Annotated in this window: 23 protein-coding genes; 18 read left to right on the top strand and 5 right to left on the bottom strand. The window is 68.5% G+C overall.

The window, feature by feature from the left end; translation table 11 throughout:
- Positions 1-100: 100 nt before the first annotated feature.
- The 8 genes from ABIC63_RS01200 to ABIC63_RS01165 all read left to right on the top strand — a co-directional run bounded on the left by ABIC63_RS01200 (position 101) and on the right by ABIC63_RS01165 (position 5,543).
- Positions 101-409 carry a hypothetical protein gene (locus tag ABIC63_RS01200; protein WP_354318391.1) on the top strand — a complete coding sequence of 103 codons (309 nt, stop codon included), beginning with the start codon at positions 101-103 and terminating at the stop codon, positions 407-409.
- Between the two features lie 126 nt (positions 410-535).
- Positions 536-718 carry a hypothetical protein gene (locus ABIC63_RS01195; protein WP_354318390.1) on the top strand — a complete coding sequence of 61 codons (183 nt, stop codon included), beginning with the start codon at positions 536-538 and terminating at the stop codon, positions 716-718.
- Positions 715-960, top strand: coding sequence for a hypothetical protein (locus ABIC63_RS01190; RefSeq protein ID WP_354318389.1), 246 nt, complete (start codon positions 715-717; stop codon positions 958-960). The genes ABIC63_RS01195 and ABIC63_RS01190 overlap by 4 nt, the downstream gene beginning before the upstream one ends.
- Before the next feature lie 79 nt (positions 961-1,039).
- Positions 1,040-1,270, top strand: a complete 231-nt coding sequence (locus tag ABIC63_RS01185) for a major capsid protein (RefSeq protein ID WP_354318388.1) — start codon at positions 1,040-1,042, stop codon at positions 1,268-1,270.
- Positions 1,271-2,503: 1,233 nt separating this feature from the next.
- Positions 2,504-2,824 carry a virulence factor TspB C-terminal domain-related protein gene (locus ABIC63_RS01180; RefSeq protein WP_354318387.1) on the top strand — a complete coding sequence of 107 codons (321 nt, stop codon included), beginning with the start codon at positions 2,504-2,506 and terminating at the stop codon, positions 2,822-2,824.
- 27 nt (positions 2,825-2,851) lie between these two features.
- On the top strand, positions 2,852-3,118 hold the full coding sequence (locus ABIC63_RS01175) for a DUF2523 family protein (RefSeq protein WP_354318386.1): 267 nt from the start codon (positions 2,852-2,854) through the stop codon (positions 3,116-3,118).
- Positions 3,115-4,230: a zonular occludens toxin domain-containing protein gene (locus ABIC63_RS01170; RefSeq protein WP_354318385.1), complete on the top strand. Its 1,116-nt coding sequence runs from the start codon at positions 3,115-3,117 to the stop codon at positions 4,228-4,230. The genes ABIC63_RS01175 and ABIC63_RS01170 overlap by 4 nt, the downstream gene beginning before the upstream one ends.
- A gap of 362 nt (positions 4,231-4,592) precedes the next feature.
- On the top strand, positions 4,593-5,543 hold the full coding sequence (locus tag ABIC63_RS01165) for a rolling circle replication-associated protein (RefSeq protein WP_354318384.1): 951 nt from the start codon (positions 4,593-4,595) through the stop codon (positions 5,541-5,543).
- On the opposite strand, the gene ABIC63_RS01160 is transcribed toward ABIC63_RS01165, so the two are convergent.
- The gene (locus ABIC63_RS01160) at positions 5,520-5,747 is read right to left on the bottom strand and encodes a hypothetical protein (protein ID WP_354318383.1); all 228 of its coding nucleotides are present in this window, start codon (positions 5,745-5,747) and stop codon (positions 5,520-5,522) included. The two genes, ABIC63_RS01165 and ABIC63_RS01160, sit on opposite strands and share 24 nt — an antisense overlap.
- Positions 5,748-5,850: 103 nt before the next feature.
- Here ABIC63_RS01160 and ABIC63_RS01155 point away from each other — a divergent pair, with 103 nt between their 5' ends.
- From ABIC63_RS01155 to ABIC63_RS01140, 4 genes are all read left to right on the top strand, one after another.
- Entirely contained in the window at positions 5,851-6,444 is a 594-nt protein-coding gene (locus ABIC63_RS01155; protein ID WP_354318382.1) for a recombinase family protein, read from the top strand.
- A gap of 208 nt (positions 6,445-6,652) precedes the next feature.
- Complete coding sequence (locus tag ABIC63_RS01150) at positions 6,653-8,830, top strand: sensor histidine kinase (protein WP_294367169.1); 2,178 nt, start codon at positions 6,653-6,655, stop codon at positions 8,828-8,830.
- A complete protein-coding gene (locus ABIC63_RS01145) occupies positions 8,827-9,441 on the top strand; it encodes a response regulator transcription factor (protein WP_354318381.1) in 615 nt (204 codons plus the stop codon). The genes ABIC63_RS01150 and ABIC63_RS01145 overlap by 4 nt, the downstream gene beginning before the upstream one ends.
- Positions 9,442-9,591: 150 nt before the next feature.
- Positions 9,592-10,575 carry a tripartite tricarboxylate transporter substrate binding protein BugE gene (locus tag ABIC63_RS01140; protein ID WP_294367176.1) on the top strand — a complete coding sequence of 328 codons (984 nt, stop codon included), beginning with the start codon at positions 9,592-9,594 and terminating at the stop codon, positions 10,573-10,575.
- A 146-nt stretch (positions 10,576-10,721) separates the two neighbouring features.
- Here ABIC63_RS01140 and ABIC63_RS01135 read toward each other — a convergent pair whose 3' ends face one another.
- From ABIC63_RS01135 to ABIC63_RS01120, 4 genes are all read right to left on the bottom strand, one after another.
- Positions 10,722-12,038, bottom strand: coding sequence for a c-type cytochrome (locus ABIC63_RS01135; RefSeq protein WP_354318380.1), 1,317 nt, complete (start codon positions 12,036-12,038; stop codon positions 10,722-10,724).
- Positions 12,035-12,742, bottom strand: a complete 708-nt coding sequence (locus ABIC63_RS01130; protein WP_294367183.1) for a c-type cytochrome — start codon at positions 12,740-12,742, stop codon at positions 12,035-12,037. Before ABIC63_RS01130 ends, ABIC63_RS01135 begins: the two co-directional genes overlap by 4 nt.
- A 93-nt stretch (positions 12,743-12,835) precedes the next feature.
- Entirely contained in the window at positions 12,836-13,969 is a 1,134-nt protein-coding gene (locus ABIC63_RS01125) for an HPP family protein (protein WP_294367186.1), read from the bottom strand.
- 168 nt (positions 13,970-14,137) lie between these two features.
- The gene (locus ABIC63_RS01120; RefSeq protein WP_294367188.1) at positions 14,138-15,553 is read right to left on the bottom strand and encodes a short-chain fatty acyl-CoA regulator family protein; all 1,416 of its coding nucleotides are present in this window, start codon (positions 15,551-15,553) and stop codon (positions 14,138-14,140) included.
- 163 nt (positions 15,554-15,716) lie between these two features.
- On the opposite strand from ABIC63_RS01120, the gene prpC reads away from it, so the two are divergent.
- The 6 genes from prpC to ABIC63_RS01090 all read left to right on the top strand — a co-directional run bounded on the left by prpC (position 15,717) and on the right by ABIC63_RS01090 (position 23,817).
- Positions 15,717-16,895, top strand: a complete 1,179-nt coding sequence (gene prpC / locus ABIC63_RS01115) for a bifunctional 2-methylcitrate synthase/citrate synthase (protein WP_294367191.1) — start codon at positions 15,717-15,719, stop codon at positions 16,893-16,895.
- Positions 16,896-17,005: 110 nt separating this feature from the next.
- Positions 17,006-17,983, top strand: coding sequence for a tripartite tricarboxylate transporter substrate binding protein (locus ABIC63_RS01110; RefSeq protein ID WP_354318379.1), 978 nt, complete (start codon positions 17,006-17,008; stop codon positions 17,981-17,983).
- A gap of 82 nt (positions 17,984-18,065) precedes the next feature.
- Positions 18,066-20,714: a Fe/S-dependent 2-methylisocitrate dehydratase AcnD gene (gene acnD, locus ABIC63_RS01105; protein ID WP_354318378.1), complete on the top strand. Its 2,649-nt coding sequence runs from the start codon at positions 18,066-18,068 to the stop codon at positions 20,712-20,714.
- Positions 20,715-20,717: 3 nt separating this feature from the next.
- Positions 20,718-21,911: a 2-methylaconitate cis-trans isomerase PrpF gene (gene prpF, locus ABIC63_RS01100; protein ID WP_354318377.1), complete on the top strand. Its 1,194-nt coding sequence runs from the start codon at positions 20,718-20,720 to the stop codon at positions 21,909-21,911.
- A gap of 64 nt (positions 21,912-21,975) precedes the next feature.
- Positions 21,976-22,836, top strand: a complete 861-nt coding sequence (locus tag ABIC63_RS01095; protein WP_354318376.1) for an isocitrate lyase/PEP mutase family protein — start codon at positions 21,976-21,978, stop codon at positions 22,834-22,836.
- A gap of 12 nt (positions 22,837-22,848) precedes the next feature.
- Positions 22,849-23,817 (top strand): DUF4434 domain-containing protein, encoded by a 969-nt coding sequence (locus tag ABIC63_RS01090; protein ID WP_354318375.1) that lies wholly within the window; start codon positions 22,849-22,851, stop codon positions 23,815-23,817.
- Positions 23,818-23,889 lie beyond the last annotated feature (72 nt).

Genomic DNA, 23,889 nt, shown 5'->3' with positions numbered 1-23,889 from the left:
TCGCGTGATGACCGTCGTTAGACCCCATCCGATAGCCCATGCGCGCGTGGGCCTTCGGCTGGCGTCTTGCCAGTCTGTCCGGGCTTAGGAGGCCCCCACTATGGCTATCACTGCACTGATCAAGATCATCAAGGTCAACGAAGAACGTACTGGCAACAAAGACGGCCGTCCCTGGTCCATGCAGGATGCGGAATGCCTGCTGTTGAACGAAGACGGCACGCCCGCACAGGTCGGCGTGTTGATGCTGCCTAAGCAGCTGCGTGGTAAGGATTCCCCCACGCCTGGCGACTACGTGGGCGCCTTCGCCCTCGGTGTCTCCCTCCGGGACCGTCGCGTGGAAGCCATGCTGACCGGCTTGACGGCCTTGCCGCCCAATCACTTCCAGAAGTCTTCCCGGTCGGGCCAGTGATGGAACCTGTCTTCGTCCTCGGCCTGGCTGGTGGCTTCCTAGTGGCGGTGGTCTTCACGTCGCTGGTGGATGGTGCGCACATGGTGGCTGAGCGCAATCGTCGTATTCGTCTCGCAAGGGCTCGTCATGGTTGATCCCGTCGTTGTCGCGCAGCTGGTGGTCAATGCCATCGGCCAATCGTTGGGCATGTTCGCGTGGGTGTGTGTCGGTGCTGCCTTCTTCGGCAGTGTCATGGGGAACATCGCCATGGATGCCGTCTATTACGGGGCTGAGAAATTCCGTCAGCGACGTGAGAGGGAAGAGGCGTGATTTGCGTGCGCACCGAGGCTGTTGTGCTGCCCAGTGGCAGTGCGGATGTGCTCGTGCAGGACAGTGCGTGTTCCACCGGCCTGGTGGTGACCACGCGCGAGGAAATGGCCCGGCTGCTGTACCCCATCCAGCCGCTGTCTTCATCGGAGGCCGGGGCCATCACCTCGGCTGTTGTGGGTGCGTTGGCGTTGGCCTTCGCGGTGGGGTTGGTCTTTCGGTTCGTCTGGAACGGACGGGGGTAGAGCTCAGCGGGTAGCCGGCCAGCGTTGTGAAACGTCGTCGGCCTCCCGGTGCGCTGTTGCACCTTGAAAGGAGGTCCATATGGACAAGCAAACGAAAGGCGCGCTGAAGCGCGCGGTGGTGGTCGGTGGTGCCCTGGCGGCTGCGGCCGGTGGTGCCATGGCCCAGTCGGCCGGCATCGACGTCTCGGTGGTGACCACGGGGATCGATCAGGCCAAGACCGCGATCACCACGGTGGGCGGCGCCATGATCGGCCTGGCGGTCGTCGTGATGACGTACCGCTGGATCAAGGGCTTCGTGGCGGGCGGCTAAGCCTTCACGTGTGCGGGGGTGCGGTGGGGACACTGCGCCCCCTTTTTTTCGTCTCGGAGGGTCTATGACAGTGGATTTCGACTTCTCAAACAACGTCGTGATGGTGGTCACTGTCGCGGCCTTCTGGCTTTTGTTCTTGACGGCAGGGGGGCGGTGATGGCGTTCCTTCGTTTGATCGTCCTGGTGCTTGTTTTCGGTGGTGTCTTTGGGGCTAAGGATGCGGCCGCTGCGCTCGCTCCCGTCGATGGCGCGCAGTGCCGTATCCAAACCGGGAATGGGCAGTGGAGTGACTTCTTTTTGTCTTGTCAGGATGCGGCCAGTAGCAAGACTGGGGGCTATAACGCTGGTGCGCAGGCTTCGTGCAATATTTCCTATCCGGCCACGTCCCCATGCCAAATGGTCACTACATGCGATTGGGGTGGAGAGTGCCGCTACAACCTGCCTGTTGAATATCGCTCTGCATGTCCGGCGAACAGTACGGCGTCGGGTAGCACGTGCAGTTGCAACAGTGGCTATATCGAGTCGGGCAATTCCTGTGTGCCTGAGCCTGACGAATGCCAGAAGCTGGCCGGGCAGACAGCCGGCTATAAGAACTATGAGGGTAAGGGGGACGAGTTCTTTTTCTGCGATGGTTGGAACAGTGCCGGGGGTGGTAAGTGTGTGGTCAAGGTGGAACGTGGGTTGTCGTGGGAAGACCCTCCGGGCTCTGGTCACTGGTTCTCTCAAGGTAAGGGCGTCTACACGGGTCAGAAGGGGACGTCATGCAATGGCAGTGGGGGCAACGGGGAGGGGCCTGCTGGCAGCACGCCGAAGCCTGCGGACGGCAAAGAGCCTGACAAGCCCGATCCTGGTACTGCTTCGCCGTCGCCTTGTCCTGAGGGGCAATCGGCTGGGGAGGTCAATGGACAGCGTGTGTGCGCGCCGCGTGGCACTGACAGTCCCGTTGAAGAGAAGTCCACCAGCAGCAGTACAAATGCCAACGGGGACAAGACCGACACCACGAAGGAGACGAAGTGCGACGGGTCGAAGTGCACCACGACCACGACCGATTGCACGACTCTCAATGGTCAAAGCTCGTCCACGTGTAGCAGTACGTCCTCCACGGTTTCAGCCGGTGATGCCTGCAAAGGCAACTCCTCATTGAGTGTTTGCGGTGATGGGGAGGACGGCAGTAGCTTCTCCGGCTCGTGCGCCTCGGGCTTTCAGTGCAAAGGGGACGCCATCCAATGCGCCATGGCTCAGGAGCAACACAAGCAACGGTGCGACTTCGTTAACTGGTCATCGACGTGGAAGCAAACTGGGGAGACGCCGGTAACGGGTGTGCGTCAGGGCTTTGAGCAAGCGGCCGGGGGTTCTCAGTTCACGGCCTGGCTCAATCAACCGAGCGAAACGGCTGCGTGTCCTGCGGGCAAACCGATGCAACTGCTGGGGCAGACCTATGTGTTGTCCTTTGATCCGCTCTGCGAGGTGGGCGAGGGGGCGCGGCCCATCGTCCTCGCTGTGGCGGTGTTGTTGGCCCTGCGCACCTTCATGCGCGTTGTCCTCGTGGGGTGATCTATGCCGTGGTTGGTTGGCGTCATCATGTCCGCCCTCACGGGGGTGGTGGGCCAAATGCTCATGCGTGTCCTTGCGGGCCTGGGCATTGCCTTTGTGAGCTATCAGGGGTTGGATGAGGCCTTCCAGCAGGCCTCTTCTGCAATCAACACCTACATGGATGGTGCGCCCTCTGATGTGGTGGCCATCTTCAAGATCATGGGCATCTATACGGCGGTGAAGATCTACCTTGCCGCCTGGGGTGCTGCCATCGGCGTGCGTCTGGCATTCCGGGTGCTGAGGTTCACCAAATGAGTGTGTGGTTCATCACTGGCCTGCCTGGTGCGGGCAAGACGCTCAAGGCCATGATGCTGGCTGATCAGTTCACGAAGGAAGGTCGGCAGGTCTACGCGGCCAATGTGCGGGGCCTCACTCGGACCGACTGGCTTCCCTGTGACCCTCGCAAGTGGATGGACCTTCCCGATGGGTCGGTGGTCTTTGTCGATGAGGTGCAGGACTTCTTTCCCCAGCGTGGGGCGCGTGATCCGATGCCCGACGCCGTCGCTCGGTTGGACAAGCATCGGCATCGTGGCTTTACCTTCATCTTTACGTGCCAGTATCCGAAGCAGGTGGACTTTGCGCTGCGTGGCTTCGTGGATCGGCATTTGCACCTGCGTCGCAATTTCGGCCTGGCCACGTCGACGGTGATCGAGCTGGATCGGTGTATCGACATTGACGACAAGGGCGACATAAACAAAGCCCTCAAGACGGCCTTTCGATTCCCGAAGGAAGCCTTCGGCTGGTATCAGTCCGCCACGGAACACAACATGAAGGTGCGCATTCCTGCGCGTGTGTTGGCGTTCCCGGTGTTGATCGTCGGTGTCCTTGGCCTGGTGTGGGCGGCGTACACCACGATCAGTGGATGGGGTGACAAGGTGTCGAAGCTCGATGGTGGCCAGCTCATGGGCAATGCCGCCATCCCGGCCGGTGCTGGTGTGCCTGGTGGGTCTGGTGTGGCTGCTGCGGCCCCTCGGCCAGTGTTGGCCAACGTGGCGGCCTATCAGGCGCGCATCCCTGGCCTGGCATTCACTGCGCCCCGTTATGACGATGTGGCCAAGCCCGTGCGTGCTCCCTATCCCGCTGCCTGCGTGTACATGGCTTCTGCGGGGTGTAAGTGCTTCACCCAGCAGGGCACGCCGTATTCCACGTCCGAGGCTCTGTGCAAACAAATCGTGGCGGGTGGGTTCTTCCTCGATTTCGAGCCTGACCCGAAGCGACGAGAGGACGGCTCCACGCGCGTGGCGGCTGCGGTGAGGGTGGATGGTGCGGCAGCGCCTGAAAAGCCCGCTACGGGCGGCCTGACCGTTTTTGAGGCCCCTGCGGCCCGGCAGGTGGCGGCGTCCACGTTGACCAAGGGCGGCAAGTGACCCCGATCCTTCCTGCTGAGCAATCGACGGCGTGCAGCCGTCGCGGCCGGTGCGCCGCCGCTGTCGCCCTAGGCGACGTGGTGGCCCGCTGCATCGCTACGCAGTGTGAGGACCTTCCCGTGTGCCTGGTGTCCGGTGGCCGGTGTGCTGTTCCCTGTGCGGGGTGCGCTTCGTCTCCTCCGGCCGGGGCGGGCCGCGGGGAGGCCGGAGGCCGCGCGGCCGCCGGGCGAGCGAAGCGAGCCTAGATTTATCCAATAAACACTTTGGAACATGGATGTTCTGAGGTGCCAAAAGAAAGACCCCGGAAGCCTGGCAGGGCAGTCCGGGGTCGGAAGTTGCAAGGGCCATAGGAGGGCCGATGCATGCGTGATTATCCCGCTTTCACATCCCCTGTCGAATGCAAGCTCCCAGGGGGCGTCATCGTCTGTGTTGACGGTACATGTTGGTTCCGTGAGCGTGGCACTCGCTACCGGGCCAGTATTCGGCGCCTGAGTGCTTCTCAGGTCGAGGTCACTGCTCATAGACCATCGGTCTGGTATGAGGGCACCACGGACGATCTCACCAATGATCAACGGGCTTATCTGCGTGCCCTCCGGCTGGGCCTGTTGCCTGAGCCCACGGATGAGCAACGGGCGGAGGCTGAGGCAAAGCGCAGGGCCTTGTCTCTCTCTGTTGCTGCCAATCGGGCTAAGTCCAACATCCGTCGCCTGTGCAAGACGTTCAATGCGGATGCCCTTCTCACCCTTACCTATCGTGCCAATCAGGATGACTTGGCGCTCTGCAAGAGGCATCTGAAAGAGTTCGTGCGCCGTCTTCGTAGGGTCTGTCCTGGCTTCGCTGCTGTTGCCGGTTTTGAGCGGCAGAAACGCGGTGCCTGGCATGTTCACTTGGCTTGTCCTGCACGGCTCATGGCCATGGGTCATGGTGTGAAGAGCTTCAACGTCATACGGGCCATCTGGCGCAGTGTGACGGGTGACCTGGGCGGCAATATCGATGTGTCGAAGCGGTTCCGTGCCCATCGAAGCAGCTGCGCTCGCATTGCTGCCTACATTAGTAAATACATCACGAAGGCCTTTGCTGAAGGCGAGAAGTGGACCAATCGGTGGACGCGTTTTGGGGAAATGTCGATCCCTGATGCTGTCAAGCTGGAGACCGACTCCCTTCGGGATTTGATCGTTGATGCCTATCGGGCGGTAGGTATGTCGGGTGAGGTGGCTGGGGCCTGGATTGGTCCGGAAGGGGACTGGTTTTTCTTTGCCGGAGAGGGGCGGCTTGTCGATGTCGATTGGCTAGTCGGCGCGCATGTCGGGTAGATGGCTGGTGTCTGCTCGTCCTTGAGTCATCAGGCGGCGATCCATCTTGAGGGCTTCCCTGATGCCGTCTCGGATCGCATAGCGCATCGCTAGATAACTGAGTCCGAAGAACACGAGTAACGCGATGATGAGTGCTGCTAGTTCGGCTATCAGATAGGTGGTCATCATCTGTTGGAACTGTTGTTCAAACGTGCTCGGCTTCATTGCTGCGTTCCTTTTCGGAGTGAGGGGGCCTAGGCGCTATCGGGGTAGGCGTGTTCATGATATTTCGGGGTGTGTCTGTGCCCTGGCCCCGTGAGGTTGTGTAATGACCGTGTTTGGGTATGCGCGTGTGTCGACGCGCGAGCAGGAGACGTTTTTGCAGCTTGATGCGTTGAAGGCTGCAGGCTGTACAGAGGTGTTCCAGGAGAAGGCTAGCGGGGCTTCGCAGAGGGGGCGTCCTGAGCTTGCAAGGTGCTTAGATGCTTTGCGTCCTGGCGATACGCTCGTTGTGTACAAGATTGACCGCATAGCTCGGAGCCTGGCTGATCTGCTTGATATCTTGCGTCGCCTGGAGAGGACCGGTGCGATGATTCGAAGCGTCACGGAGCCGCTCGATACGACGACGTCCATGGGCATGTTTGTTGTGCAGGTCCTTGGCTCTGTCGCCCAGTTGGAGCGGGCCATCATTCGCGAGCGGTCCATTGCTGGGCAGCAGGCGGCAAAGCTCCGGGGTGTCAGCCTTGGCAGGAAGCGGACCTTGACCGCAGAGGATGAGGCGGAAATTGTCCGGCGCTACGTTGCTGGTGGGGTCACTCAGGCTGGCTTGGCTACGGAATACGGCGTGTCGGCCTCGGTGATCAAGCGGGCGGTGTATCGGGTCGTGAAGCCCCGCGAGTATCAAAAGCGCTCGAAGGTCTGATCGTGATGGGAGCGGCTGCTAAAGGCCATTCGCAAGCCGTTGCGGCGTCAGCATGGCAGCCGCTCGAGCTGCGGCAGTTCGAATCCCTGGCATCACTAGTGCAGGCGTAAGCCACCGCTTCCGCCAATCTTGGCTTCCCTCCGCATTAACGGACTATCCGGCCCGCTGACTCCGCCAAGCGTCGCTGCATGAAAATCGCGGCCCGCTCATGCCGCCTTCCGCTTCGCTCACCAGTGATGTCGCCGCTCTCCGGGCTTCGCCCCGCTGGCGCCGTCTTGCCGCCTGGAGCGCCCTTCTCGCCGCAGCCGTCCTCATCATCGCCCTCGCCGGCCAATGGGCCGCCGACCGCGCCGCCCGCAACCAGGCCGACGAAATCCGCCGCGCGGCAGAGGTCCAGCTCTCGGGCCTGCGCGATGCCACCGGCCGCTACCGGCACCTGCCCTTCACCGCGGCCCTGCACCCTGTGGTGCTCGCGCTGCTGAACGCGCCCGGGCAGGCCGCGCTCGGCCAGAGCGCCAACCGCTACCTCGAAGAACTCAACCGGCTGGCCGGCTCCGACGTGCTCTATCTCATCGACGCGCACGGCGTCACGCTGGCCGCCAGCAACTGGGCCGCGCCACAGAGCTTCGTCGGCCATTCCTATGCCAACCGCCCGTACTTCACCGAGGCGCTGGCGGGCCGCAGCGGGCGCTTCTACGGTGTGGGGCAGACCACCGGCGAGCCCGGACTGTTCATCTCGGCGCCGGTACGGGGCGACGGTGACCAGGTGCTGGGCGTCGTCACCGTCAAGGTCAGCCTGCGGCAGCTGCAGGAGTCCTGGCGCATCGCCAAGGATCCGATCCTGCTCACCGATGCGCGGGGCATCGTCTTCCTCAGCTCCGTGCCGCAGTGGCTCTACCACGCCACGCGGCCGGTCGATGCCGAGGGGCTGGCGCAGGTGCGGCGCGACCAGCAGTACGGTCCGCGTGCCAGCTTTCCGCAACTGCCCTGGAAGGTGGCGCGGGACGGCGACCGGCCCGGCGCCTTGATCCGCACGCAGATCGACGGTCAGGCCCGCCACTTCCTGGCGGTGAGCGAGCCGGTGGAAGACCTGCCGTGGACGCTGACGGTGATGGCCGACCACGACCAGGTGCTGCGCACGCGCGAGAGCGCGTGGATGGTCGCCGTGCTGTGCCTGAGCCTGCTGTTGCTGGGCGGGCTCTACTGGCGCCTGCGCGAGCGGCGCTTTGCCGAGCAGCGCGACGCCCGCCGCGAGTTGGAGCTGCGCGTCGAGGAGCGCACCCACGCCCTGGGCGAGGCGCATGCCTTCCGCAAGGCCATGGAAGACGCGCTGCCCGTGGGCATGCGGGCGCGCGACATGGAGGGGCGCATCACCTACGTCAATCCCGCCTTCTGCCAGATGACGGGCTTCGAGGCCGGTGAACTGCTGGGCCGGCTGCCGCCCTATCCCTACTGGCATCCCGACGAGGTCACGCGCCACTGGCACCACTACGACGCCATGATGAGTGGCCGCAGCGCGCCCGATGGCCACGAGTCGCGACTGCGGCACAAGGACGGGCACGAGGTCATCACCATGGTCTACACCGCGCCGCTGATCGACGCCGAGGGCCGGCATGCGGGCTGGATGAGTTCGGTGGTCGACGTGACCGAGCAGCGGCGCGCCGAGCTGCAGCAGCGCCAGAACGAAGCGCAGCTGCAGCATGCCCAGCGCCTGGCCAGCCTGGGCGAGATGGCCTCGACGCTGGCCCACGAGCTGAACCAGCCGCTGATGGCGTTGAGCAGCTTTGCGAGTGCGGCCAAGGCCTTCGCGCAACGCGGCGAGGGCGCACTGCTGACCCAGAGCCTGGACGACACCATCGCGCAGGCCCAGCGCAGCGCCGAGATCGTGCGGCGCATCCGCGGCTTCGTGCGCCAGCGCACCGCGGGCGCGGAGGACTGCGCGCTCGCCACGCTGGTGGCGCAGGCGCTGGCCCTGCTGCGCGGCGAACTGCGGGAGTCCCAGGTGACGCCCGAGGTGCGCATTCCCGACGACCTGCCGCTGCTGCGCGGCGACCGCGTGCTGCTGGAGCAGGTGCTGCTCAACCTGGTCTCCAACAGCCTGCATGCGATGCGCGCGGTGCCGGCCGCGGAGCGCCGGCTCGAGATCGAGGCGCATCCGCGCGAGGGCTGCATCCAGCTGCAGCTGGCCGACCGCGGCACGGGCATCGATCCGGCCATCGCCGACCAGGTGTTCGAGCCCTTCTTCACCACGCGCCCGGGCGGGCTCGGCCTGGGCCTGAACATCTGCCGCACCATCGTCGAGGCCCACCGCGGCCGCCTGTTCTTTGCCGGACGCGAAGGCGGCGGCACGATCTTCACGCTCGAACTGCCCATCGCCTGCCCATGACCCTGCCCGCCAACAACCTGTGTGTCGTCGACGACGACGAGGCCGTGCGCCGCTCGCTGGGCCTGCTGCTGCTGTCACGCGGCTATGCGGTGCGCACCTTCGAAAGCGGCGAGGACTTCCTGGCCGGCGCCGACCTGCAGCACCCGGGCTGCGTGATCCTCGACCTGCGGCTGGGCGGCATGAGCGGGCTGCAGGTCTTCGACGCGCTGCGGCAATGCAACAGCGCGCTGGAGGTGCTCTTCCTCTCCGGCCACGGCGACATCCCCATGGCGGTGGAGGCGGTGCAGAACGGCGCCCTGGGCTGGCTCGAAAAGCCCTGCAACGACGAGCGCCTGCTGGCCGCCGTCGCCAAGGCGCTGGAGAAGGCCCAGGCCAACGCCGAGCGCCGCCAGGCGCTGCAGGCCGCCCAGGCGCTGTGGCAGAAGCTCACGCCGCGCGAGATGCAGGTGGCGCGGCTGGTGGCCGAGGGCAAGCCCAACAAGGAGATCGCGCAGGAGCTGGCGCCGGTGGAGCTGCGCACCATCGAGACGCACCGCGCCCATGTCTTCGCCAAGCTGGGCGTGGCCAACAGCCACGGGCTGTACCGCTTCCTGCGCGAGCACGGCCTTTAGAACTGCGCGTGCCGGGATTGGGGATAACCCCTGCGTAGCGCCACGGAGGCCGCCGGCCCGCGGCTACGGACGACGCCGCCCCGCCGCCGCGCCACACTGCCGGCCGGCCCGCAACGAGGCCGCTCCCGATCACGACAAAAGGAAACAACCATGCAACGCAGTCACTGGAAGGCATTGGCGGGTGGCGCCGTGCTCGCCGCCCTCGTTGCGGCGCCCGCCGCATTCGCGCAAGGCTATCCCGAGCGGCCGATCGAGCTGCAGGTGCCCTTCGCACCCGGCGGCACGACCGACATCGTGGGCCGCGTCATTGCCGATCCGCTGGGCAAGATCCTGGGTCAGCCGGTGGTGGTGGTCAACAAGGCCGGCGGCGGTGGCGCCGTGGGCGCGCTGGAAACCGCACGCGCCACGCCGGACGGCTACAAGCTGGGCGTGGCCACCGTGTCCAGCACGGCCGCCAATCCGGCGATCAACCCCAAGACGCCGTACAACCCGCTGACGGACTTCACGCCCATCATCAACATCGCGGCCACGCCCAACGTGATCGCCGTGAACCCCAGCTTTCCGGCCAAGGACTACGCGGGCTTCATTGCCGAGCTGAAGAAGAACCCGGGCAAGTACTCGTACGGCACCTCCGGCACCGGCGGCATCGGCCACCTGCTGATGGAGCTCTACAAGAGCGTGACCGGCACCTTCATCACGCACATTCCCTATCGCGGCGCCGGTCCGGCCCTCAACGATGTGGTGGCGGGCCAGGTGCCCATGATCTTCGACAACCTGCCCTCGGCGCTGCCCTTCATCAAGGCCGGCAAGCTGGTGCCCATCGTGGTGGCCGCGCCGCAGCGCCTGAAGGAGCTGCCCAATGTGCCCACCTTCAAGGAAGTGGGCCTGGAGCCGGTGAACCGCATGGCCTACTACGGCATCCTGGGGCCCAAGGGCCTGCCGAAGGAGGTGGTCGACAAGATCAGCATGGGCACCAAGAAGGCCCTCGAAGACCCGGCCGTGCGCAAGCGCATCGAAGACACCGGCTCGATCATCGTGGCCAACACGCCCGAGCAGTTTGCTGAACAGATCAAGGCCGAGTACGCGGTCTACAAGGACGTGGTGCAGAAGCAGAAGCTGACGCTCGACAACTGATGCGCCCGCGGCTGGCCGGCGCTCCGTGACGCCAGCCGGCCTGCACCACCAAGCCCGCCTGCTCGGCCTGTCCGCGCGGGCGTTGTCGTTTCAGCTCTCCGTTGTGCTGCGCGACAGCCGCGGCGCGCGGCGCTGGATGCTCGCCTTCAGCGTTGCATGACTTCGCGCAGCGTGACTTCTGCCCCCGTATTGCCCCAGCTGCTTCGCACATAACTCAGCACCGCGGCAATGTCCTCATCGCTCAGCACATGGCCGAAGGGAGGCATGCCGTAGGGGCGCGGATTGCCCTCGGTGGCCGGCGGGTAGCCGCCGCGTCGCACCACCTGCACCAGGTTGACCGGGTTGGCCAGGTTGACTGCCCGGTTGCCCGCGAGCGGCGGGAAGGCGCCCGGCTCCCCCTGGCCCTGGTCGCCGTGGCACCAGGCGCATTGCTGGGCATAGATCTTCTCGCCGCGGGCCAGCAGCGACACGTTGCGGTGCGGTGGCTGGGTGGGGGCAGGCGGCGCGGGCTGCTGCGGCAGCTCCTTCAGGTACAGCGCCATCGCCTGCAGGTCCGCGTCGCTCATGTGCTGCGTGCTGCGGTACACCACCTCGGCCATGGGGCCCAGCACCGAGCCATGCTCGGTGCGGCCGGTCTTGAGCAGCGCCACGATGTCCTGCAGCGGCCAGCCGGCCACGCCCGCCTCGTGCGGCGCGTCGAGTGCGGGTGCATACCAGTTCTCGCCGGGCAGCATGCCGCCGGCCAGGCCGCGGCTCACATCGGTTGCGCCCAGCGTGTTGCGGCTGCCGTGGCAGGCGATGCAGTGGCCCAGGCCCTGCACCAGGTAGGCGCCGCGGTTGTGCTCGGCCGAGCGACCGGGCTCGGGCACGAACTCGGCCGGCCGGAAGAACAGCGCCCGCCACACGGCCAGCGCGACCTGCGTGTCGTAGGGAAAGCGCAGCGTGTGCGGCCGGTTGGCCTGCGTCACCGGCGGCAGGCTCTGCAGCCAGGCGAAGAGCGCGTCCGAATCCTCGCGCGTGACCTGCGTGAAGCTGGTGTACGGAAAGGCCGGATACAGCAGCCGCCCGTTGCGCGAGCGGCCATGGTGCAGGGCGCGCCAGAAATGGTCGGCGTTCCACTGGCCGAGGCCGGTGAGCGGGTCGGGTGTGAGGTTGCCGGCATACAGCGTGCCGAAGGGCGTCTCGATGCCGCGCCCGCCTGCATAGGCGGCGCCGCCTCGGGCGGTGTGGCAGCCGGCGCAGTTGCCGGCAATGGCCAGGTAGCGGCCGCGGTCGAGCTGCGCGGCCGAGGCCGCGGGCGGCGGCAGGTCCCCGCGGATCGGGGCTTCGCCGCGCAGGTTGAGCAGCACCACGGTGGTCGCCAGTGCGGCGAGCACGGCGGCGAGGGCCAATCCGCTCCACAGGGCAACGCGTCGGAATCCGAACAGGCGGGCTTCGGTCCCGGCAGCACGGGGCGCGCTCATTGGTGCGCCTCCATCGCGCTGCACGCCACCGGCAGGCCCGCGGGCAGGGCCGACGGGGGCACGGCCTTGTAGTTCGCCGGCACCGGCTGCGCGGCCAGCCAACCGGCGACGGCGCGGATGTCCTCGCTCTTGAGCCGCCTTCCGACCTCTGCCATGCAGTCGGGTGCCAGTGCGCGCCGGTCGCCCGTGACCCAGGCGCCCAACTGCGAGGCGATGTACAGGCGCGGCAGCCCCAGCAGCCCCGGAATGCCCGGCTGCACGCCGGTGAGCGCCGGTCCGTGGCAGCGCACGCAGGCCGGAATGCCGCGCGTTGCATCGCCTTCGAACACCAGCGCCCGGCCGCGTGCCAGCTCGGCGGCCGGCAGGTCGGAGGGCGTGGGCGCGGGATAGGGCAGGTCCAGCCCGGCGAAGTACTCGGCCATCTCGCGCAGGTAGGCATCCGAGAGCTGGGCCAGCAGGTGGTTCATGTCGGCCTGCTGGCGCCGGCCGTCGCGGAAGCTGCGAAGCTGGTCATAGAGGTAGCCGGCCGGCTTGCCCGCCAGCCGCGGGAAGTAGCCGGAATTGGTCGCCAGCCCCTCGCGGCCGTGGCAGGTGGTGCAGGCGGCCATGCGGCGCTGCATCTCGTCGGCGGCCTGGGCGCTGCTCAGCGTGCCGGCCAGAAGTGCCAGGGCCAGCACGACCCCGCGTGCAAGGCGTGGGCGCACGCCGGGTCCCTGCCGCGCGCGAGCCGCCTCCGGCCCGCCTTGTCGTCTCGTCACCGTTTTCTTCATGGTCGACTCCGTGGCTCCGTTGCGTCCTCAACCCGCGGGGCGGGTGGCCCGGTGAAGCGCGCGCACCACGTCCGACTGCGTGATGATGCCCACCAGCCGCTTGTCGGCATCGATCACCGGCAGGTGGTGATGCCCCGCCTCGGCGAACAGCGGCACCAGCTCGGCGATGCGGCGGTGGCCGCTCACCACGCGCACCTCGCGGGTCATGATCTGGCCGACGGTCTCGGGCTTGTCGGAATGGGTGAGGCCGTCGCGCCGCAGCAGTGTGCGCAGGCGCTCGCCCACGCCTTCGCGCTGCTCCCAGCCGGCATGGCGCAGGAAGTCGGCCCGCGTCAGGATGCCCACCACGCGCTGCGAGCGGTCCACCACCGGCAGGGCCTTCACGCCCCGCGTGCGCATCAGCGCCCAGGCTTCGTCCAGCGGTGTGCCGAACTGCACCGACGCCGGTTCGGGCGACATCACCTCGGCGCATTGCAGGTGGCCGAAGTTGCGCTCGTAGGCGGCCGATTCGGCGTACTGCAGGATGTCCTGCAGGTCGTCGCGGCTCACGTCCAGCACCTGGTTGTAATGGGCCAGTGCCGCGTCCAGGTCGGTGGCAGAAAAGCGGTCGGCCGCCGACGCGGGGGCCGGGGCCTGCGGCGCATGCGGATAGCGCCGGCCGGTCAGGCCGTTGTAGAGCATGCCCGCCAGCACCAGCAGCAGCGAGTCGACCAGCATCGGAAAGAGCGCGAAGCCGAAACCCACGCCGCCCAGCGCCGCCAGCAGGGCCGAGGCGCCGCCCGGCGGATGCAGGCAGCGCAGCGCGAACATCACGGCGATGGCCGCCAGCACCGCCACCGCGCCCGCCCAGGCCGGGTCGGGAATCAGCAGGGCGCAGGCGCTGCCCACCAGCGCCGAGACGGTGTTGCCGCCCACCACGGCCCAGGGCTGGGCCAGCGGGCTGGCCGGCACCGCGAACACCAGCACCGCGCTGGCGCCCAGCGGGGCCACCAGCCAGGGGGTGCTCATGCCGGTGCGCAGGGCCCACCAGCGGGCGATCAGGGCCGTGAGCAGGATGCCCAGCCCGGCACCGGCGAAGGCCCGCAGCCGTTCGCGGGCGTCCACCCGGGCGGCGGCGGGACGGAAGCGGGCCGCCAGATCGGCCCAGGAGAGAGATGGCATGGTCACGCAGGCAATGCCGGCGCGCGGCTGCCGGCGGGAAGAGGCTGGCCGGCTCGGGGCGGCCGGTACGGGGCGGTCGTGGCCGCCGCCCGCATCCTACGTGGCGCACGGCTTTGGTGCATCTGCCCGGGCGCTCGCGGGCGACATCGGCCGGCCCTCGGCATGCGATCAGCTGCAACCATAGGGAATGAATTCGGTGCGCTGCTCGTCCACCTTGAGCGGCTGGCCGACGAAGGGAAAGGCGCGTTGGGCGCAGTCGCGCCGCTCGCACACCTTGCAGCCCATGCCGATGGGCGTGGCGCGGGCCGGGTCCTGCAGGTCCAGTCCATAGGCATAGACCAGGCGAGGCGCATGCCGGATGTCGCAGCCCAGGCCGATGGCGAAGGTCTGGCGCGGGGCGCCCCAGCCGCGGCTGCCGCCAGCCACCGTGCGCGCCACCCACAGGCTGGTGCGGCCGTCGGGCATGCGGGCCAGCTGCGGCAGGATGCGCCCCGGCTGGCTGAAGGCTTCGTACACTGCCCACAGCGGGCAGGTGCCGCCCGTGCGGCTGAAGTGGAAGTGCGTGGCCGACTGCCGTTTGGAGATGTTGCCCGCCCGGTCCACCCGCACGAAGAAGAAGGGCACGCCCGGCGCACTCGGGCGCTGCAGCGTGCTCAGGCGGTGGCAGGCCGTCTCGAAGCCCACGCCGAAGCGCAGCGCCAGCAGGTCGATGTCGTGCCGCAGCCGGTCGGCGGCCTCCAGATACTCGCCATAGGGCAGCAGCAGCGCGCCCGCGAAGTAGTTGGCCAGGCCGATGCGCGCCAGCCGGCGGGCCGGCGCGTCGGCGTCGAAGGGCGCGTCGCCGGTCAGCGCCGAGAGCGTGTCGGCCATCTCCAGGAAGGCGAGTTGCGTGGCCATCTGGAAGGCCTGCTGCGCCGGTGCCAGCAGCGGCGAGAGGGTCAGCGTGCGGCTGGCCGCGTCGTACTGCCGCTTGCCGCCGATGCCGGTTGCATCGGCCTGCGTGACCCGCACGTCGTGCCGCTCGCGCAGGCGCTCCGCCAGCCAGGGTGCCATGGCGCCGCCGCGTGCGCGGGTCTGCGCCGCCAGCGACTCGGCCGCGCGGTCCAGTGGATCGAAGTGGTTCCGCTGGGCAAAGAAGAAATCGCGCACCGCCTCGAAGGGCGTGGCGCGCGGCAACCCGAGTTCGGACGACCGGTCGTCGCCCAGGCGCAGCGCCATGGTCTCCAGCTGGGCCTGCAGGTCGAGTTGACGGCGGTGCAGCGCGACCAGCGCGCGGCCCAGCGCGGGCATCTGGGCGGCCACCTCCTGCATCTCGGGCAGGCTGACCGGCTCGGCGGCATCGGCCAGGGCCTCGCGCAGGCCGGCCACCAGGCGTGCCTCGTCGTCTTCGGAGAAGGCCTGGATGTCGACGCCCAGCGTCCGGTTCAGCCGCAGCAGCACCGCCACCGTGAGCGGACGCTGGTTCTGCTCCAGCTGGTTGAGGTAGCTGGGCGACAGGCCCAGCGCCTGCGCCATGGCGATCTGCGAGAGGCCGCGCTCGGCCCGCAGCTTGCGCAGGCGCACGCCCATGAAGCTCTTCTTCATGCGCAACTCCGTGGCCCAGTGATTCGCAGGATTCGCAGATTCGCCGATTTCGTTCGCACCGATTCGCCTTTTCAGTCCTGGTGGGAGGGCGCCATTCTGCGTAGATTGCGAAGCCTTGCAAGCCGGCTGTTCCGCCGCTGCACACCGTCAGGAGACCTGCCCCATGAGCCTTGCCACCGCACTCGCCCCTGCGCCCGACGCCGCGCCCGCCTTCAAGCCCAAGAAGTCCGTCGCGCTTTCCGGCGTGGCCGCCGGCACCACGGCCTTGTGCACGGTGGGCCGCAGCGGCAACGACCTGCACTACCGCGGCTACGACATCCTGGACATCGCCGAAGTCTGCGACTTCGAGGAGATCGCGCACCTGCTGGTGCACGGCACGCTGCCCAATCGCGCCGAACTCGCGGCCTACAAGGCGCGGCTGCGGGCCCTGCGCGGCCTGCCCGCCAGCGTGAAGGCCGCCCTGGAGCGGCTGCCCGCCGCCGCCCATCCCATGGACGTGATGCGCACCGGCGTCTCGGCCCTGGGCTGTGTGCTGCCCGAGAAGGACGGCCACGGCGCCGCCGGCGCCCGCAACATCGCCGACCGCCTGCTGGCCTGCCTGGGCTCGATGCTGCTGTACTGGCACCACTGGAGCACCAACGGCCGGCGCATCGAGGTCGAGACCGACGACGACGCCATCGCCGGCCACTTCCTGCACCTGCTGCACGGCCGGCGGCCCGGCGAGGATTGGGTGCGCGCCATGCACACCTCGCTCAACCTCTATGCCGAGCACGAGTTCAACGCCAGCACCTTCGCCGCGCGGGTCATCGCGGGCACGGGCAGCGACATGTATTCGTGCATCGCCGGCGCCATCGGCGCGCTGCGCGGCCCCAGGCATGGCGGTGCCAACGAGGTTGCCTTCGAGGTGCAGCAGCGCTATGCCACGCCGGACGAGGCCGAGGCCGACATCCGCCGGCGGGTGGACGCGAAGGAGGTCGTGATCGGCTTCGGCCACCCGGTCTACACGGTGGCCGATCCGCGCAATGCCGTCATCAAGGGCGTCGCCCGGCGCCTGTCGCAGCAGGCGGGCGACCCGCGGCTGTTCGACATCGCCGAGCGGCTGGAGTCGGTCATGTGGCAGGCCAAGCGCATGTTCCCCAACCTTGACTGGTTCAGCGCCGTGAGCTACCACCGCATGGGCGTGCCCACGGCCATGTTCACGCCGCTGTTCGTCATTGCCCGCACCAGCGGCTGGGCGGCCCATGTGATCGAGCAGCGGCAGGACAACAAGATCATCCGGCCCAGCGCGGTCTACACCGGCCCCGAGGACCGCGCCTTCGTGCCGCTGGATCAGCGCGGTTGAGCGATGGCCCTCCTTCGCGCGATCCGCGCAGGTTCCCGTCAGGTTGAGACGCCGACCATCCCGCGCCCGGCCGGCCGCATGGTGCGGCCCGCCCATCTGGAGACATCTTCGTGACCCTCAATCGCCGCCTCTTCAACACCGGCCTCGCCAGCCTGGCCCTGCCGCTCGGCTTCGACGCCGCCGCGCAGGACGGCTACCCCAACAAGCCGATCCGCATCGTGTGCCCTTTCGCGCCGGGCGGCGGCTCGGACTTCATCGCCCGCGTGGGCTCCAACCTGCTGGCCAAGGGCGTGGGCCAGTCGGTGATCGTCGACAACCGGCCCGGCGCCGGCGGCACGCTGGGGACGGACTATGCGCTGCACCAGCCCGCGGACGGCTACACGCTGCTGCTGGTGGCGGGCAGCTACACCGTCAACCCGGCGCTGTACAAGCTCAAGTTCGACCCGGTGGCCGACATCACGCCCGTGATCCAGCTGTCCAAGGGCGCCTACGTGCTGTGCATCAACCCCAACAAGGTGCCGGCCAAGAACATGGCCGAACTGCTGGACTACATGCGCAAGAACCCCGGCAAGGTCGCCTTCGCCTCGGCCGGCAACGGCAGCCACCTGCACATCACGACCGAATACCTGTTCGGCATGGCCAAGGTCAAGGGCACGCACATTCCCTACAAGGGCACCGGCCCGGCCGTGACCGACCTGGTGGCCGGCAACGTGGACCTGCTGGTGGCCGGCACCGAGGCGCTGATGCCGCATGTGAAGGCCGGCAAGCTGCGCGCCCTGGGCGTGACCACGGCCCAGCGCCTGGCGGCCTACCCGGACCTGCCCGCCATCGCCGAAGCCGGCCTGCCCGACTACGACGTGGTGGCCTGGCACGGCCTGATCGCGCCCAAGAACCTCCCGCCCGCGGTGCTGGCCAAGATCAACGGCGCCATCAACACCGGCCTGAAGGCGCCCGAGCTGGTCGCGCAGCTGGAGCCCACGGGCGTGTCGCCCGCGGGTGGCACGCCAGAGCAGTTCGGCGCGCTGATCAAGGCCGAGATCCCGCGCTACGCCAAGGTGGCGCGCGACAACAACATCCAGGTCCAGTAAAAAGCGGGCCGGCCGGCGCGGGCCGCCGGCCGTCTTCCCGCAACGCGGCGGCGCATCCACGCGCCGCCCGCTCCACGATCCCATGAACCGTCTTCACCGCCAGCCGCTTCCCGACACCAACCTGCACTTCTTCGACGCCCGCGCCGCCATCGAGGCGCTGCAGCCCGGCGCCTGGGCCCGGCTGCCCTACACCGCACGGGTGCATGCCGAGAACCTGGTGCGGCGTGCCGACCCGGCCCACCTCGACGACTACCTGCGCCAGCTGATCGAACGTCGCCGCGACCTGGACTTCCCCTGGTATCCGGCGCGGGTGGTGTGTCACGACATCCTGGGCCAGACCGCGCTGGTGGACCTGGCGGGCCTGCGCGATGCCATCGCGGCCGAGGGTGGCGATCCGGCCGCGGTGAACCCGGTGGTGCCCGTGCAGCTGATCGTGGACCATTCGCTGGCCGTCGAATGCGGGGGCTTCGACCCCGATGCCTTCGCGAAGAACCGCGCCATCGAGGACCGCCGCAACGAAGACCGCTTCCACTTCATCGAGTGGACGAAGCACGCGTTCGACAACGTGCAGGTGATCCCGGCGGGCAACGGGATCATGCACCAGATCAATCTGGAGAAGATGTCGCCGGTGGTCGCCGTGCAGGACGGCGTGGCCTATGCCGACACCTGCGTGGGCACCGACAGCCACACGCCGCATGTGGATTCGCTGGGTGTGATCGCCGTGGGCGTGGGCGGCCTGGAGGCCGAGAACGTGATGCTGGGGCGTGCGTCGTGGATGCGGCTGCCCGACATCGTGGGCGTCGAGCTGATCGGCGAGCGCGCGCCCGGCATCACGGCCACCGACATCGTGCTGGCGCTGACCGAGTTCCTGCGCCAGCAGAAGGTGGTGGGTGCCTATGTGGAGTTCTTCGGCGAGGGGGCGGCGAAGCTGTCCATCGGCGACCGCGCCACCATCTCCAACATGTGCCCCGAGTACGGCGCCACCGCCGCGCTCTTCGCCATCGACGAGCAGACGCTGGACTACCTTCGCCTGACCGGCCGCGAGCCGGCGCAGGTGCAACTGGTGGAGGCCTATGCCAGGGTCGCCGGCTTGTGGGCCGACACGCTGGCAGAGGTCGAGTACGAGCGCGTGCTGCGCTTTGACATCGCAACGGTGGAGCGCAACCTGGCCGGCCCCTCCAACCCGCACCGCCGCCTGCCGGCGCGTGCCCTGGCCGAGCGCGGCATCGCCGATGCAGCCAAGCTGGCCGAAGGCCGCGCCGACGAGGCGGCGGGTCGGCTGCCCGATGGCGCTGTCGTCATCGCCGCCATCACCAGCTGCACCAACACCAGCAATCCGCGCAACGTCATCGCCGCCGCGCTGCTGGCGCGCAATGCCAATGCGCACGGGCTGGTGCGCAAGCCCTGGGTGAAGACCTCGCTGGCGCCGGGCTCTAAAGCGGTCGAGCTGTACCTGCAGGAAGCCGGCCTGCTCGGCGAGCTGGAGCGACTGGGCTTCGGCATCGTGGCCTTCGCCTGCACCACCTGCAACGGCATGAGCGGTGCGCTCGATCCGGCCATCCAGCAGGAGATCGTGGACCGCGACCTGTATGCGACGGCCGTGCTCTCGGGCAACCGCAACTTCGACGGTCGCATCCACCCGTACGCCAGGCAGGCCTTCCTGGCCTCGCCGCCGCTGGTGGTGGCCTATGCCATTGCCGGCACCATCCGCTTCGACATCGAGCGCGATGTGCTGGGCACCGATGCCGAGGGCCGCGCAGTGCGGCTGGCCGACCTCTGGCCCAGTGACGCGGAGATCGACGCCGTGGTCGCGTCCAGCGTCAAGCCCGAGCAGTTCCGCCGCGTGTACGAACCCATGTTCGCGATCCGCGCCGAGGGCGAATCACGCGCCAGCCCGCAGTACGACTGGCGCCCGCAGTCCACCTACATCCGCCGCCCGCCCTACTGGGACACCGAGGGCATGGGCGCGCTGGCCGCCCAGCCGCGGACGCTGCGCGGCATGCGGCCCCTGGCCCTGCTGCCGGACAACATCACCACCGACCACCTCTCGCCCTCCAACGCCATCCTGGCCGACAGCGCGGCCGGCGAGTACCTGGCCCGCATGGGGCTGCCGGAGGAGGACTTCAACTCCTACGCCACGCACCGCGGCGACCACCTGACGGCCATGCGTGCCACCTTCGCCAATCCGCAGCTGGTCAACGAGATGGCCGTGGTCGATGGCGTGGTGAAGAAGGGCTCGCTCGCCCGCATCGAACCCGAAGGCCGGGTGGTGCGCATGTGGGAGGCCATCGAGACCTACCTGCAGCGTCGCCAGCCGCTGGTGGTCATCGCCGGTGCCGACTACGGCCAGGGCTCCAGCCGCGACTGGGCGGCCAAGGGCGTGCGCCTGGCGGGCGTGGAGGCGGTGGTGGCCGAAGGCTTCGAGCGCATCCACCGCACGAACCTGATCGGCATGGGCGTGCTGCCGCTGGAGTTCCTGCCGGGCACCACGCGCCTGACGCTGGGGCTGGATGGCACCGAGACCTACGACGTGGAGGGCGGGCGCACGCCCGGCGCGCAGCTGGCGCTGGTCGTCCATCGCGGCAGTGGCGAGCCGTTGCGGGTGCCGGTACGCTGCCGGCTGGACACGGCGGAGGAGGTGTCGGTGTACGAGGCGGGCGGCGTGCTTCAGCGCTTTGCGCAGGACTTCCTGGCGGGGCAGACTGCCCCTCTTCAACTGGCCACGCACTGAACCATGCCCGCGCCTCAAATCAAGATCCCCGCCACCTACATGCGCGGCGGCACCAGCAAGGGCGTGTTCTTCCGCCTGCAGGACCTGCCCGAGCGCGCCCGCGAGCCCGGCCCGGCGCGAGACGCGCTGCTCATGCGCGTGATCGGCAGCCCCGACCCCTACGGCAAGCAGACCGACGGCATGGGCGGCGCGACCTCCAGCACCAGCAAGGTGGTCATCCTGTCGAAGAGCAGCCGGCCCGGCCATGACGTGGACTACCTCTTCGGCCAGGTCGCCATCGACAGCGCCTTCGTCGACTGGTCGGGCAACTGCGGCAACCTGTCGGCGGCCGTCGGGCCCTTCGCCATCGCGGCGGGCCTGGTCGATGCGTCGCGCGTGCCAGCGGAAGGCGCGTGCACCGTGCGCATCTGGCAGGCCAACATCGGCAAGACCATCGTGGCCCATGTGCCCATGGCGGACGGCCAGGTGCAGGAGACGGGCGACTTCGAACTCGACGGCGTGACCTTCCCGGCCGCCGAGGTGCCGCTCGAATTCCTGGACCCGGCGGAAGAAGGCGAGGGCGGCGCGATGTTCCCGACCGGCCGGGTGGTCGACCAGCTCGACGTGCCCGGTGTCGGCACCTTCGCGGCCACGCTGATCAATGCCGGCATCCCCACCATCTTCCTCAACGCGGCCGAGCTGGGCTACACCGGCACCGAGCTGCAGCCGGTCATCAATGGCGACGCCGCCGCGCTCGCGCGCTTCGAGACGATCCGCGCCTGGGGCGCCGTGCGCATGGGGCTGATCCGCGACGTGGCCGAGGCCGCCACGCGGCAGCACACGCCCAAGGTGGCCTTCGTCGCGCCGCCGCAGGAGTACGTGGCCTCCAGCGGCAAGCCCGTGCGCGCGGCCGACATCGACCTGCTGGTGCGTGCGCTCTCCATGGGCAAGCTGCACCACGCCATGATGGGCACCGCGGCCGTGGCCATCGGCACCGCGGCGGCCATTCCGGGCACGCTGGTCAACATGGCCGCAGGGGGTGGCGAGCGCAGCGCCGTGCGCTTCGGCCATCCCTCTGGTCTACTGCGGGTCGGCGCCGAGGCACGGCAGGTCGATGGACCGGCCGGGCCGCAATGGCAGGTCACCAAGGCCCTCATGAGCCGCAGCGCCCGCGTGCTCATGGAAGGCTGGGTGCGCGTGCCCGGCGACTGTTTCTGAACCGGACCGCCGACGCGCGCCAGGCCATGGCGGTTGCGCCCGGCGGTCGAATCCTCTCGCTTGCATGTCCACTCGCAAACAACTCAAGTCCCTGGTCGAGGCCCGACGCGGCGTGCTCGTGCCCGGGGCCTTCAATGCCCTCTCGGCCCGCGTGATCGAAGACCTCGGCTTCGAGGCGATCTACGTTACCGGCGCCGGCGTCACCAACATGTGGTTCGGCATGCCCGACCAGGGCTTCATGGGCCTGGCCGAGATCGCCGACCACACGGCCCGCATCCGCGACGCCGTCGAACTGCCGCTGATCGTCGATGCCGACACCGGCTTCGGCAATGCGCTCAACGTCCATCACACGGTGCGCACGCTGGAGCGGGCCGGCGCCGACTGCATCCAGTTGGAGGACCAGGTCGCGCCCAAGCGCTGCGGTCACTTCTCGGGCAAGGAGGTCATCAGCACCGAAGAGGCCGTGAGCAAGATCAAGGCCGCCGTCGATGCGCGCCGCGATGCCGACCTGATGATCCTGGCCCGCACCGACGCCGCCGCCACGCACGGCTTCGAGGCCGCCATCGAACGCGCGCAGCGATTCGCCGAGGCCGGGGCCGACATCCTCTTCGTCGAGGCCGTGACAAAGGCCGACGAGGTGCGCGCACTGCCGCAGCGCCTGGCCAAGCCCCAGCTGATGAACATGGTCATCGGCGGCAAGACGCCCATCTTCAACGCCGACCAGTTGGGCGAGCTGGGTTACGGCATCGTGCTCTATGCCAATGCCGCGCTGCAAGGTGCGGTGATGGGCATGCAGAAGGCCCTGACCGTGCTGCGCGACCAGAAGGAAGTGCAGGAGTCCAGCGGCCTGGTGGCGCCCTTTGCCGAGCGTCAGCGCCTGGTGGGCAAGCCCACATGGGACGCGCTCGAAAAGCGCTACACCTGAGCGGGCGGCACGATGCCCACCCGACGTTCCTGGCTCGGCGCCGCGGGCGCTGTGGCAGCCCTGCTGGCGGCCGGCTGCGCGCCCGCGCCGATGCGCCTGGACGGCACCTTCCTGCAGCCCTGGCGCAGCCACGAGGCGCTGTCGCTCGAGGAGTGGCAGCGCCGCCTGCGCGTGACGCGCGAGCTGGGCTGCCGCGAGGTGGTGGTGCAGTGGATGGGCCTGTACGGCGGCGCCAACGACTGGATGCTGACGCCCGCGCTGCTGCAGATGCTGTTCGACGAAGCGGCGCGCCAGGGCATGGGCGTGCGCCTGGGCCTGCCCTACGACGAGCGCTGGTGGACCACGCTCGGTGCCAAGCAGCCCGAGGCGCTGCCGGCCTTCCTGGACCAGACGCGCGAGCGCAGCCTGGCCGCCATGCGCAGCGAGCCCTGGCCGGCCCATGCCGCCTTCCGCGGCTGGTACCTGCCCTACGAGATCGACCAGTACAACTGGGCCACGCCCGAGCGCCGGCGCCTGCTCACCGCCTGGCTGCGCGAGCTGGCGGCCGAGCCCCTCAAGCGCAGCCAGCCGCGCCTGGCCGTCTCCACCTTCTACAGCCGCCTGCCCACGCCGGGCTCGCTCGACGGCCTGTGGGCCGAGATCCTCGACGCCGCGCTGCTGCGGCCCATGCTGCAGGATGGCGTGGGCGTCGCCGGCATGGGCAACTACGCGGGCCTGGAGCCGCTGCGCCGCCTGCTGCGCCAGCGCGGCGTCGCCTTCGACCTGATCGTGGAGTTGTTCGAGCAGTTGCCCAACCCGCCCGGCCAGCCCGACGGCTTCCGCGCCCGGGCGGCCACGCTGGAACGCGTGCGCGCCCAGCTGGAGGTGGCGCGCACCTACGGTGCCGAGCATGTGCTCGCCTTCGCCATCGACCCCTGGCTGCTCGGCGACACGCCCGAGGCCAAGAAGCTGCTGCGCGACTGGCGCGGCGGCGACGCCTGAAAAAAGCGTCCGCGCGTGGTCGATGTCACACCGGGCGCGCTCGCGTCAGGTGCTGGTCACGCCTGCTCCGCA

The sequence above is a fragment of the Pseudacidovorax sp. 1753 genome, assembly GCF_040544975.1.
GTDB lineage: Bacteria > Pseudomonadota > Gammaproteobacteria > Burkholderiales > Burkholderiaceae_C > Xenophilus.
The sequence above is the reverse complement of the archived record's forward strand: the minus strand, read 5'-3'. Positions and strand labels throughout refer to the sequence as shown.

Bases quoted from the DNA above. Each gene is read 5' to 3' on its own strand.
- ABIC63_RS01125 (WP_294367186.1), bottom strand. From the start codon at position 13,969: ATGCCATCTCTCTCCTGGGCCGATCTGGCGGCCCGCTTCCGTCCCGCC.
- prpC (WP_294367191.1), top strand. From the start codon at position 15,717: ATGAGCCTTGCCACCGCACTCGCCCCTGCGCCCGACGCCGCGCCCGCC.
- acnD (WP_354318378.1), top strand. From the start codon at position 18,066: ATGAACCGTCTTCACCGCCAGCCGCTTCCCGACACCAACCTGCACTTC.
- ABIC63_RS01165 (WP_354318384.1), top strand. From the start codon at position 4,593: ATGCGTGATTATCCCGCTTTCACATCCCCTGTCGAATGCAAGCTCCCA.
- prpF (WP_354318377.1), top strand. From the start codon at position 20,718: ATGCCCGCGCCTCAAATCAAGATCCCCGCCACCTACATGCGCGGCGGC.
- ABIC63_RS01150 (WP_294367169.1), top strand. From the start codon at position 6,653: ATGCCGCCTTCCGCTTCGCTCACCAGTGATGTCGCCGCTCTCCGGGCT.
- ABIC63_RS01135 (WP_354318380.1), bottom strand. From the start codon at position 12,038: ATGAGCGCGCCCCGTGCTGCCGGGACCGAAGCCCGCCTGTTCGGATTC.
- ABIC63_RS01090 (WP_354318375.1), top strand. From the start codon at position 22,849: ATGCCCACCCGACGTTCCTGGCTCGGCGCCGCGGGCGCTGTGGCAGCC.
- ABIC63_RS01185 (WP_354318388.1), top strand. From the start codon at position 1,040: ATGGACAAGCAAACGAAAGGCGCGCTGAAGCGCGCGGTGGTGGTCGGT.
- ABIC63_RS01200 (WP_354318391.1), top strand. From the start codon at position 101: ATGGCTATCACTGCACTGATCAAGATCATCAAGGTCAACGAAGAACGT.
- ABIC63_RS01180 (WP_354318387.1), top strand. From the start codon at position 2,504: ATGGCTCAGGAGCAACACAAGCAACGGTGCGACTTCGTTAACTGGTCA.
- ABIC63_RS01155 (WP_354318382.1), top strand. From the start codon at position 5,851: ATGACCGTGTTTGGGTATGCGCGTGTGTCGACGCGCGAGCAGGAGACG.
- ABIC63_RS01160 (WP_354318383.1), bottom strand. From the start codon at position 5,747: ATGAAGCCGAGCACGTTTGAACAACAGTTCCAACAGATGATGACCACC.
- ABIC63_RS01120 (WP_294367188.1), bottom strand. From the start codon at position 15,553: ATGAAGAAGAGCTTCATGGGCGTGCGCCTGCGCAAGCTGCGGGCCGAG.
- ABIC63_RS01175 (WP_354318386.1), top strand. From the start codon at position 2,852: ATGTCCGCCCTCACGGGGGTGGTGGGCCAAATGCTCATGCGTGTCCTT.
- ABIC63_RS01145 (WP_354318381.1), top strand. From the start codon at position 8,827: ATGACCCTGCCCGCCAACAACCTGTGTGTCGTCGACGACGACGAGGCC.
- ABIC63_RS01140 (WP_294367176.1), top strand. From the start codon at position 9,592: ATGCAACGCAGTCACTGGAAGGCATTGGCGGGTGGCGCCGTGCTCGCC.
- ABIC63_RS01170 (WP_354318385.1), top strand. From the start codon at position 3,115: ATGAGTGTGTGGTTCATCACTGGCCTGCCTGGTGCGGGCAAGACGCTC.
- ABIC63_RS01195 (WP_354318390.1), top strand. From the start codon at position 536: ATGGTTGATCCCGTCGTTGTCGCGCAGCTGGTGGTCAATGCCATCGGC.
- ABIC63_RS01095 (WP_354318376.1), top strand. From the start codon at position 21,976: ATGTCCACTCGCAAACAACTCAAGTCCCTGGTCGAGGCCCGACGCGGC.